Origin of the sequence: Secundilactobacillus hailunensis (assembly GCF_005405185.1) — a bacterium.
In the GTDB taxonomy this organism is placed as follows: domain Bacteria; phylum Bacillota; class Bacilli; order Lactobacillales; family Lactobacillaceae; genus Secundilactobacillus; species Secundilactobacillus hailunensis.
Map to the genome: position 1 here is coordinate 1 of NZ_BJDO01000035.1, position 11,521 is coordinate 11,521.

Below are 11,521 nucleotides of genomic sequence, written 5' to 3' on the forward strand. Positions count from 1 at the left end.
TTGAAGCTTAGTCATAAAAAATCACCTCATCATAATTGATAAGGTGATCATACTGCGCCGTTAGACGCATTCATAGACGTTCGGTTATAGTGTGCTTACGTGGGCAGAGATTTAGGCTCCAGTCTCTAAGCGCCTGCTTTCGCACCTATGATTTTACATAGCCGAAACTGGCTCAAGTGGGCAGAGAGCTGCATGTAAGTCACTTTTGGTACAAATCCCAAAATCGGGGATTTCTACCAAAAGTGACTTACACTACGCTCTCTAAGCGCCCACTTTCGCACCTACTACTTCATCATATAATCCCTCGTCATCGGCAGATCCTTACCAGACGCGCCCTTTGACAATAAGAACTGCATGACATCAATGTTGCCTGACGCAAACGATGCGCTGCAGGCCTGCAAATAGAGATCCCACATTCTAACGAAGCGTTCGTCCATCATATCCGTGATCTCTGGGATATGTTTCTTGAAGTTCTTATCCCAGATCTCAGTGGTCTTTTGGTAGTGCCGACGCAGGGCTTCCAGGTCATCGATCTGTAAGCCAGCATCCAACATATGCTGAATGTTTTCAGTCAATCCCGGTACGTAGCCACCCGGGAAGATCCACTTATTGAGCCAGCCGTTGTTAGCACCCTTGCCTTGACGGGTGATACCGTGAATCAAGGCTACACCATCTGGTCTCAGGTACTTGGCAACGTCCTTGAAGTATTCACCAAGGTTTTCTTCACCAACGTGTTCGAACATTCCCACGGAGGTGACGTAATCCCACTGGCGGTCGCCTAGCTCACGATAGTCAACTAACAGGACTTCGGCCACGTCTTCGAGATGGTCTTCGGTGATCCGTTTTTGAACCAGATCATACTGTTCCTGACTCAACGTGACACCAGTGACTTTTAAATGGTATTCCTTAGCAGCCGTCAGCATCAAAGTCCCCCAGCCACAGCCGATATCCAGTAAGGTTCGGCCTGGTTGCGGATTGAGCTTGTTGATGATGTGGTGTACTTTGTTGACCTGAGCCGTGGTCAGATCATCATCGGGGTGTTCAAAGTAGGCGCAGGAATAGGTCATGGTTTTATCCAGCCATAACTTGTAGAAATTATTGCCCAAGTCATAATGGCTTTGGACATCCTGCTTACTTTCCGCTTCACCGTGTTTTTGTTTGGGTAAGAAGTGGATGAATTTACTGTTATGGAAGAAACTGTCCGCAGTCGTGTAAGCTGAAGTGATCAGTTTTTCGATACTGCCATCAATTTCGATCTTTTTATCCATGTAGCCTTCGCCAAGGGCAATCGAAGCATTTTTACGAATATCGCCGATTGGAATCGGTTCGTTAAGCGTAATATGAACTTCAGGGTCGCCATCCCCATAGGTTTCTGTTTTGCCATCCCAGTAGGTGACCTTAACTGGGATATTAAATGAGCGACTCAGAAAGGTTTTATAAAACGTCTTTTCAAGCATGAACTTTCAATCCTCTCTTTCAAAATACGTATAGTTACATTCATTAATTATACGCTTTAACGTCAACTTTGTGTTTTGAGGGGATTTAGGCAATCTTAAGAATCGCTACTGCCGTAGGAATTGGCAACATGGTATAATAATCAGTAATATAATTAAAAGTAGGAGGAATTACATTGAAAAAGTGGATTTGGACCATTATGGCCGTCGTCATTATCGCCGTTGTTGGCGGGGTGACCTTTACGAGTCATCACATGACGCAGAAGGCCTATACGGCAGCGATGACGACTGGTAGACAAGCCGTCAGCAAGGAGAACTATTCGATTGCCGAATCGGCTTTCCAAGAGGCCTTACGCCATCGCACCAATGATCAGCAGGCACAGGGGCATTTGACTCAGACTCAGAACTTTGTGTCAGCACAATCAGCAATGTCTGACCACGAATTTAATACCGCCAAGTCAGATTATACGAAGGTCAAGAACGCCAAAACGGGAACATCTACGTTGAGTAACCGTGCTAAAACAGCGCTGAAACTGCTGAAGACGATTCAACTTAAGGTAGAAACCTTCCAAGGCGTTTACGAGCAGGCATTGACTCAAAACCAGGGCCAATCATACGAGGCTTCAAACGCAACCTTAGACCGGATTTTCAAAGACGCCGATGCTAAGCAAAGTTACTATACCGACATCTATAACCAAGCGGTCGATCTGCGCAGCGCTAATAATCAGGCCATCAAACACGGTGGTGATGGGACTGCTGCTGCCAGTATAACGACGCCTAATAGTTCATCAAGTTCGGCCAGTTCCAATTCAGCTAATACTAATAGCGGCAGCATTGCTAACGCCAACGATAACAGCAGTAGCCGCACAAAGGGACTGACAGGTGCTGAAAAGCAGGCTGCTAAGAACTATAAGGGTTCCAATGAATTTACAGTTAAAAAATCGCAAACTGAAATTAACGGCAAGACTATTACGGCAAGTCAAATTGCCAGTGCCCGGAAGACTTTATCATCAATGGGGGTTTCTGGTGGCAGTTTCTCCGATCAAGATATCAGAACGGGTTTGATCGCTGCTAATAAGGCTGGTATTTCATTCAAAGCATACGCACAAAAGACTTATAAGTAACTCAATGGTTCTTGCTTGACCATGATCCGAGTGGTGACAAGGGCATTTTTCATTAACCTCAAGAAGGAAGGAACGCTATGAGCTTATATCAGCGATTTGTTAACAACGTGGTCTTACGACGCTGGGTCGTTTTAGGCATTTTGATCAGTATTCTTTGGCTGGTCAGATCTGAAATGAGTCAGATTCTACTGACCTTTATCTTTACGTTCTTGATCATTCGTCTGATCAGAACCATTCAAAAACACGTCCGAATACCGTATCAGTTGATTGTAGTCGTGGTCTACGCCTTGCTGATCATCGGTTTGTACTTTGCTATTACGATCTATATTCCCAAGATTACCGTACAGGTGGTTTCTTCCGTTCAGTCGATTTATGGTTTCTATCAAAATTCGGCTAATGATACCAATAAAACGGTCAGGTTGATTTCAGACTGGATGACCAAGTCCAATCTCTTACCGCAAGTTAAGGGTGGCTTAAAAGTCATTGTTGACTACATCACTAGTGTGGGGTCATTTGGGGTGACGTTTGTTTTGTCGATTATCCTGAGTTTCTTCTATACGATCGAACTGAAACCGATGAACGCCTTTTCAAAGCTCTTTTTAAGCAGCGATTACGGCTGGTTTTTCCAAGACATTTCCTATTTTGGTCACAAATTTGCGGATACCTTTGGGGTCGTTCTTGAAGCCCAGTTTTTAATCGCCATCTTTAACACGGTGGTCACAACGGTTGGCTTAGCGTTTCTGCATATGCCGCAGTTATTAGCTGTGGCCATCATGATTTTTATCCTTAGCCTGATTCCCGTGGCGGGGGTCATCATTTCGGCTGTCCCATTAAGTATTCTCGGTTACGTGGTTGGTGGGGTCAAAGATGTTGTCACGATTTTGGCTTTGTTGCTGGTGGTTCACGCGATTGAAGCATACGTGCTCAATCCGAAGTTGATGTCCAGTAAAACTGAGTTGCCGATTTTCTACACTTTCGTGGTATTATTGGCAGGTGAAGCGATGTGGGGCATCTGGGGGTTGATCGTCAGCGTGCCGATCTTCACCTTCTTCCTGGATATTCTAGGCGTGAAGAAAGCCCACGGGTTATACGTGGCACCCACAGAATTAAAAGAAAAAATTAAAGCACAACGTGAACGCTGGAAGTCTGAAGACAAAAAGTGATGACGTTGTCTAATAAATTGGAGGTTTTAGTTTGAAAAAGACACTTTCATGGCTGATACCCATAGCAATCGGTTTGTTGCTGGCACTTGGTATTCGGTTCTTCTGGCTGGTACCAGTCAACGTTGATGGTGCATCAATGGAGCCTAATTTAAAGAACGGTCAACGGGTTGTCGCAGTTAAGACGGCGTCCGTCAAGCGTTATTCCGTGATTGTTTTCGATGCTTCGGGCGTGGATCCTAACGCTGCACCAAAGGAAAATTACGTCAAGCGGGTGATTGGTTTACCAGGCGATTCAATTCGTTATTCGAAGACCGGGAAGCTTTACGTGAACGGCAAGTATCAAGCGCAGAACTTTATTTCTAAGTATCAGCAGCAAGCCGGAACCGTTGCTGGCTATAATAACGGGTTTAACTTGGTTTCCGCTGCTCGTCAAAACGACTGGAGCAACAAGTGGAGCCTGGCAATCGGTAATAACCGGGTCAATAAAGTGCCGAAGAACTGCTACTTCGTGATGGGTGATCACCGCAGTGTTTCTGAAGACGGCCGGATGTATGGCTTCGTTCCGAAGAGCAAGATGGTCGGGGTTGTGAAGGTTGGTTTCTGGAAAGGCAACCACAAGATCATTAACGATTATCAAAATTAATTTCACAAATTAAAGGCGGGGTCAATCTAGTTAAGGATTGAACCCGCTTTCTTCATGTGAAGCGCGAATTGGTACTGAAATTCCGGTTGATTTGGTGTAAAATGGTTTGGTAATTAAAAGAAGAAAGAGGTATTTAACTAATGGCTAAATTAGTATTGATCCGTCACGGTCAAAGTGAATGGAACTTATCTAACCAGTTTACTGGTTGGGTTGACGTTGACCTTAGCGATGAAGGTGTTAAGCAAGCTATCAACGCTGGTAAGTTACTCAAGGAAGCAGGCATCCAGTTTGACTATGCTTACACTTCTGTCTTAACTCGTGCCATTAAGACGTTGCATTATGCTTTGGAATACTCAGACCAGCTCTGGATTCCAGAAAAGAAGACTTGGCGTTTGAACGAACGTCACTACGGTGCTTTACAAGGTCAAAACAAGGCTGAAGCAGCCAAGAAGTTCGGTGACGAACAAGTCCACATCTGGCGTCGTTCATACGACGTTTTGCCTCCACTTCTGAAGGCTGACGATGAAGGTTCAGCATCGAAGGATCGTCGTTATGCTAACTTGGATCCTAACATCGTGCCTGGTGGCGAAAACTTAAAGGTTACCTTGGAACGGGTTATGCCATTCTGGGAAGATGAAGTTGCACCTAAGTTGCTTGATGGCAAGAACATCATCATTGCAGCCCATGGTAACTCATTACGTGCCTTGAGCAAGTACATCGAAGGTATCTCTGATGAAGATATTATCAATCTAGAAATGAAGACTGGCCAACCAGTTATTTATGACTTTGATGAAAAGTTGAATGTGTTGAAGAAGAGTAAGTTAGGCTAAAGAACAGAGTGTGGAAGCAGGCGGTTAAGGAGCGGCGTGTAAGGCGACTTTGGCAGAAATCCCGGGTTTGGATTTATGGCAAAGTTGACTTACACATAGCTCCTTGTCTGCTGGAACACGTTTCGGCTATATAACAGAAATTTGCACAACCAGTTTCAACCACGTAACTAAAAACAAAAAAGATGATCACTAACGGGCTATCAAGTCTGGCTCGTGGGTGGTCATTTTTCTGCGCTAAATTGCGCTGATGATGCGATAAATAAACTTTAATTGAACGGGAGTATTAAATTTTGAACAACGGAACAGAAGTTAGTCAACGAGAAATGTTAAAAATCATCGGGATCTTTAGAAAGAACGGTTTTAAGGGTGAATACGAGACCTTTGAACGTTCAGAGGAAAATGAGGGCGAGTACTTTGTCGTCGTCACGGATGAAAACACCCATATCAAAGGATTATTTAAAGCTAATCTGACGGATGGTGTTGTTTCGTTCCAACACGTTTTGAATGATCACAATACAGTTGCGTAGTTATTAACGGATGAGTTAGCAATACCTCTGAAGTTCGCCAGTCAACGAATCCAGGGGTATTTTTTTGTGGTAAATTCGGTATAGTAACCAGAAAATTAAAACTAAATACTAAGAGATTGGGATGGCATAAAAGAGATGCATCAACTAATGGCAGAGTTTATGGGCACAGCCCTGATGATTTTATTTGGGGTGGGTGTCCACGCTGACACAGTGTTAAATGATACCAAGTACCACGGTTCCGGTCACTTATTCGCAATTACAACGTGGGCGTTTGGGATTACCATCGCGCTATTTATTTTCGGTAACGTCACGATCAACCCAGCAATGGCTTTCTGTGAATTCTTATTAGGCAATATGACCTTTATTACATTTATTGAAACAGCTATTTTTCAAATGGCCGGCGGGGTTGTGGGGGCATTGATCGTGTACGTGATGTACGCCGATTCGTTCAAACATTCCTATGACAAAGTTGACCCAGAGGTAATTCGGAATATCTTTTCAACGGCACCAGCAGTTCGGAATCTGCCACGGAATTTCTTCGTCGAGTTTTTTGATACCTTCCTATTCCTAACGGGGATTCTCGCTATTTCCCGGATACACACGCCCGAGATAGTACCGATTGGCGTTGGTCTGCTGGTCTGGGCAATTGGGATGGGACTGGGCGGTCCTACTGGATTTGCGATGAACCAAGCCCGGGATCTGGGACCACGGATTGCGCACGCGATTCTACCAATTAAGAACAAAGCAGCCAGCGACTGGCAATATGGATTACTAGTGCCGGGGATTGCGCCGTTTGGTGGTGCAATGGCAGCAGCGTTGTTTGCCAGACTTTATTTAGGAATATAATTAGGGATATTAATCAATTTAAATAAGTAATTTCTTATTTTCCAAAAGCTAAGGACACTCATCGTGTGCCTTAGCTTTTTTGTTGTCTGTCTTACCTACAGAAAGAAGACGTTCTTTGAAATGTTAAGACCCGCTTATAATAGCATAGTAATTTCACCAAAAAATCTTATTAAAAAAACGAAACACAAGTCTATAAATTGTTCTAATTTAGGATTATGATAAAAGTAATGAGATTTTTAATGATTGCCTTGAATATATAAGTATTATAGATATCAGTGTTTAAGATGCTGATGGGATCATACTTAGGCGATTAACTCAAAATAGGGAGAATAAAGACGATATTTGAATGGGGGATTTTGAATAATGTTTGTCGTAAAACAAGTAGGATACAACACTGGGTTAAACTGGTTTTCAAGACATTAAGCGAGGATCTGTTCATTAAAAGGACTTAGTACCTAAATAGGACTTAGAACTGAATTTAATTTAATGAAAGAACGTGTAATTTTGAGAAATCGAAATAAGATTATGAAATGTAACGAGACCAGACATTACAAGATGTATAAAGCAGGGAAGCAGATTCTCTATGCCAGCATTTCGATGATGGCCATGGGCTCTTGGCTATTTTTGAATCAAAACGCATATGCGGATGTTAAGCCTGAAACTTCAGTAACAGCACAGGCGCAAGGTAATACAAGTACGAATCAAGCAGGCGCCAAGGGGACAGACGCCACTAATTCTAGCGGCAACACGGGAACCACGACTCAAACCAATACCCCAATTCAAACCACTGATCCAACAATTAAGGGTAGTGATGGTTCAGCAACCGATACTTCAACTGCTAAAACGGGTAGCACTGTTCAGCCGCAATTTGTTTACAAAGTGGATGCAACCTCGGTTACCCCTGCAGAAGCAGCTGGTGGTCAGGGAAATGTAAGCGGTGCCAAAGGTGCAACTACCGCAACAGCACCAACCAGTTTAAAAACCATTGATCAATTAAATAATCAATACATTGATGATAAGGGCAATGTATCTTCGACTAAACCAGCACCAGCTACTGGTGGCGGCCAGACGGCAAGTACCGCCGATATGTCTAAAGATGTAACTGGTGATCTCGTGCCGGTTACGGACAATGGCAATACTTACTACACGTCAGCTGATGGTAACTTCTCGGGTCAAGGTGGGAAAAACAATAGTTCCAATCATGTTGTTGTTGCTACAAAGGGCCAAACCCATGATAACTACGGCAAGGTTTACTACGAAACCGTCAACGGTGTTACAAAGCAATGGGTATTGCTGGCTTCCAACGATACTGCTGTTGCGGGGTCATATTCCTTTAAGAACCAAATTGATACCACCTCTGACTTTGATATTCAGGGTGAATGGGATATGAGTAATAATGCCCCTGGTGGTGGTGTCGGCATTATTTTACAACCCGTTAACCCGCAACTTGCAGGTATCGGCAGTAGCAGTAATGCCGCGGACGATATCGGGATTCAAGGGCAAAAGGCCACCACATTCTTAGGCTTCGATGGTTATACCAGTGGTCACCGTAATGACCATGATTCCCAACCTGGGCAATTAACTATTCGTCAAACTGACGCTACTGGTGTTTATGATCATACTAATGGCGGTGGCTTTAATAATTTAACGTTGGATACTAAAAATAGTATCAACGCGTCAAGCACGTATCCAGATACGCCTATTGCCAAGGTTGGAGAAAACAATGGCGCTGCGCTAGACACCCTCTTTGACGTTAATTGGAAGCCAAATGACAATACTATAGATGCAGATGGTAACGTCACTGGGACCCTAGCGGTAGCTACTTATAATCCGAGTGATTCGGCAATGAAAACACCACTAGGAAAAATCGTCACTGATAATGTTAAATTACCAAGTGCAACTTCTATTGCACTGTTTGGTGCTTTAGGTGGCAGTGGTAAAGGTGTGACGGTTCAAGGGCGAATCACATCGTACGACCTGCAGCAAGTTTCACAAAAAGTCGGCGTTAACTACGTGGATATTGATTCAGGTGCGACGGTCAAGTCACAGACGTCAATTAATGCCAATGTTGGTAATACGCTGGACGTTGAGGAAACCACTTCAGGGACAAGCGCGAGTTATGGTGCTCCTGTGATTGACGGCTATACCTTTATGGGCGCGGTTGGTACCGATGCAACCGGTAATTATCAAAAGAACATTATGGACGTTATTAATACTAGTACGCTTCCCGATAATGCTCAGGGCACTTACAACACGATTAACGTTTATTACAGAAAAACGAATGCTTCAGCAGCTACTCGGACTGTATCAGGCTACACACTACCTGATGGAACATCGGTACCCGCTGTTAGCCAAGCATCAGTAGGTCAAGCGGCTCCAGCTGTCAAAGTTGGGACGACGACAGCGATTACGGATGCTAAGGGTAATCCGATTGAGTTGTCAGCAACTTTATCGGCAGTGCCAATTCAACAGCTGACCGGATACATTTCTGGCTATACAACAACCGGTGGTACTTGGAAAGCAGCGACTACGATCCCAGCTAGTGATGGCAGTGATGCGGGAACGACCTACACCGTTCAATATGAATCCACATCACCGAAGTTAGCAGATTCAACGATTCCAGCAGGCGCAACGCCACAAATTGGATTAGCTGCTAGCAGCAATACGGTTGCACCAGCAGTTACTTTGGACCAAGACGATGTGATAGTTACACAAGATGGTAAAACGATTACCGGTAATTATGCCAACTTGATTGCTGGTAAATATGACATTAATTTAACGGCTAGTGGACAGGCTAAAGTCGCTGCTGCTTACGGCGTTGATGCCAGCAAGCTTAACTTTGACAATTCAGCAGCGCGGTTAATGGTCGGCACAACCACGTTACCGGTTCAAAAAGATGCTGATGGCGGGACAACTCAGGTGACAATCAACACCAAGACTAAGAATGTCATCATGGTTGATAAGACCTGGAGTGACGGTGATGCTTCCCACGTTGAAATCAATACGACTGATAACACAGCTAGTCTAACGGAAACTACAAAGGGTGGCAGCCCGGTTGGACCAACGGATGCGCCTATGAATAAAGCAGTGACAATTGGTGCAACAACTCTGACCTATCATGGAACTGATAAAAGCTTTGATTTAACTCATACGAACGCTAAAGCAACCACGAGCGATAATCAGCAGAAGGTTACCATTGGTTCGGATGGCCAGATCACTTACCTTAATCAAGGAACATTTGATGAGGGTGCTGCTGCTGGTAAAGCTGATTACACTGCCGGCAAGACTGAACAAACGAGTACGCAACTCACAACTGCTAAGAATTCAACTGATTATATTTCAGGTTATCAGCAAGGATTTGAAAGTACTGCCGGTACGCATGATGGGACTGCCTTAGGTGAAACTGGTGCAACAACGGTACCAGATAATGTTCAAAAGCAAACTCAGATATATCAAACTGCCTATAACACGGCATTCACTGCAGCAAGTAACGATTATAAGTCAGGCTTCGCAAGCGGCAGTGACGATGCTAAAGCACAAAAACAATCCAATGTAGGAACAACGCCAACAACTGCCTATAAGAATGGCTATAATGCTGGCTATACCTACGATACTGATTATCAGACTGGTCAAACCGCTGGTGAGACAGATGGTAAAGCTAATACGACGAAAACGGTAACTGATCAGAGTGCTGGATATCAGGCCGGTTATGCAGCCGGGAATCAGACTGGTAAGCAGAGCTATCAAACGGATTACGGCACTGGTGAAAGTGCCGGTGAGACAGATGGTAAGGCTAATACAACGAAGCCGGTAACTGATCAGAGTGCCGGCTATCAAGCGGGTTATGCAGCCGGGAATCAGACTGGTAAGCAGAGCTATCAAACGGATTACGGCACTGGTGAAAGTGCCGGTGAGACAGATGGTAAGGCTAATACAACGAAGCCGGTAACTGATCAGAGTGCCGGCTATCAAGCGGGTTATGCAGCCGGGAATCAGACTGGTAAGCAGAGCTATCAAACGGATTACGGCACTGGTGAAAGTGCCGGTGAGACAGATGGTAAAGCTAACACAACGAAAACGGTAACTGGTCAAAGTGCTGGATATCAGGCGGGCTATGCAGCCGGGAATCAGACTGGTAAGCAGAGCTATCAAACGGATTACGGCACTGGTGAAAGTGCTGGTGAGACAGACGGTAAGGCTAACACGTCGAAGCCGGTAACAGATAAGAGTGCCGGATATCAGGCGGGCTATGCAGCTGGGAATCAGACCGGTAAGCAGAGCTATCAAACGGATTATGGTACTGGTGAAAGTGCTGGTGAGACAGACGGTAAGGCTAACACGTCGAAGCCGGTAACAGATAAGAGTGCCGGATATCAGGCGGGCTATGCAGCCGGGAATCAGACTGGTAAGCAGAGCTATCAAACGGATTATGGTACTGGTGAAAGTGCTGGTGAGACAGACGGTAAGGCTAACACGTCGAAGCCGGTAACAGATAAGAGTGCCGGATATCAGGCGGGCTATGCAGCTGGGAATCAGACCGGTAAGCAGAGCTATCAAACGGATTATGGTACTGGTGAAAGTGCTGGTGAGACAGACGGTAAGGCTAACACGTCGAAGCCGGTAACAGATAAGAGTGCCGGATATCAGGCGGGCTATGCAGCCGGGAATCAGACTGGTAAGCAGAGCTATCAAACGGATTACGGCACTGGTGAAAGCGCCGGTGAGACAGACGGTAAAGCTAACACGTCGAAGCCGGTAACTGATCAGAGTGCCGGCTATCAAGCGGGTTATGCAGCCGGGAATCAGACTGGTAAGCAGAGCTATCAAACGGATTATGGTACTGGTGAAAGTGCTGGTGAGACAGACGGTAAGGCTAACACGTCGAAGCCGGTAACAGATAAGAGTGCCGGATATCAGGCGGGCTATGCAGCTGG

At 45.0% G+C, this 11,521-nt stretch carries 8 protein-coding genes (1 of these 8 cut by a window edge); 7 read left to right on the forward strand and 1 reads right to left on the reverse strand.

The window, feature by feature from the left end; all coding sequences use genetic code 11:
• Positions 1-284: 284 nt before the first annotated feature.
• Positions 285-1,457, reverse strand: a complete 1,173-nt coding sequence (locus FFM73_RS09060) for a class I SAM-dependent methyltransferase (protein WP_137631437.1) — start codon at positions 1,455-1,457, stop codon at positions 285-287.
• A gap of 173 nt (positions 1,458-1,630) precedes the next feature.
• Here FFM73_RS09060 and FFM73_RS09065 point away from each other — a divergent pair, with 173 nt between their 5' ends.
• The 7 genes from FFM73_RS09065 to FFM73_RS09095 all read left to right on the forward strand — a co-directional run.
• Positions 1,631-2,578, forward strand: coding sequence for a hypothetical protein (locus FFM73_RS09065; protein WP_137631438.1), 948 nt, complete (start codon positions 1,631-1,633; stop codon positions 2,576-2,578).
• A gap of 77 nt (positions 2,579-2,655) precedes the next feature.
• Positions 2,656-3,741 carry an AI-2E family transporter gene (locus FFM73_RS09070; RefSeq protein WP_137631439.1) on the forward strand — a complete coding sequence of 362 codons (1,086 nt, stop codon included), beginning with the start codon at positions 2,656-2,658 and terminating at the stop codon, positions 3,739-3,741.
• A 31-nt stretch (positions 3,742-3,772) separates the two neighbouring features.
• Positions 3,773-4,384, forward strand: a complete 612-nt coding sequence (lepB, locus tag FFM73_RS09075) for a signal peptidase I (protein WP_137631440.1) — start codon at positions 3,773-3,775, stop codon at positions 4,382-4,384.
• A gap of 140 nt (positions 4,385-4,524) precedes the next feature.
• The gene (locus FFM73_RS09080) at positions 4,525-5,214 is read left to right on the forward strand and encodes a 2,3-diphosphoglycerate-dependent phosphoglycerate mutase (RefSeq protein WP_054654921.1); all 690 of its coding nucleotides are present in this window, start codon (positions 4,525-4,527) and stop codon (positions 5,212-5,214) included.
• Between the two features lie 290 nt (positions 5,215-5,504).
• Positions 5,505-5,741, forward strand: a complete 237-nt coding sequence (locus tag FFM73_RS09085; protein WP_235874491.1) for a hypothetical protein — start codon at positions 5,505-5,507, stop codon at positions 5,739-5,741.
• Positions 5,742-5,876: 135 nt separating this feature from the next.
• The gene (gene larD / locus FFM73_RS09090) at positions 5,877-6,587 is read left to right on the forward strand and encodes a D/L-lactic acid transporter LarD (protein ID WP_137631441.1); all 711 of its coding nucleotides are present in this window, start codon (positions 5,877-5,879) and stop codon (positions 6,585-6,587) included.
• 525 nt (positions 6,588-7,112) lie between these two features.
• Positions 7,113-11,521: the 5' portion of a KxYKxGKxW signal peptide domain-containing protein gene (locus FFM73_RS09095; protein ID WP_268920520.1), read on the forward strand. The gene runs 22 nt beyond the window's last position; the window shows 4,409 of its 4,431 coding nt (coding positions 1-4,409); it begins with the start codon at positions 7,113-7,115; its stop codon lies off the right edge, out of view.

What these genes read in the sequence shown, in the direction of transcription:
- FFM73_RS09060 (WP_137631437.1), bottom strand. Translation starts at nt 1,457, where the DNA reads ATGCTTGAAAAGACGTTTTATAAAACCTTTCTGAGTCGCTCATTTAAT.
- FFM73_RS09070 (WP_137631439.1), top strand. Translation starts at nt 2,656, where the DNA reads ATGAGCTTATATCAGCGATTTGTTAACAACGTGGTCTTACGACGCTGG.
- FFM73_RS09080 (WP_054654921.1), top strand. Translation starts at nt 4,525, where the DNA reads ATGGCTAAATTAGTATTGATCCGTCACGGTCAAAGTGAATGGAACTTA.
- larD (WP_137631441.1), top strand. Translation starts at nt 5,877, where the DNA reads ATGCATCAACTAATGGCAGAGTTTATGGGCACAGCCCTGATGATTTTA.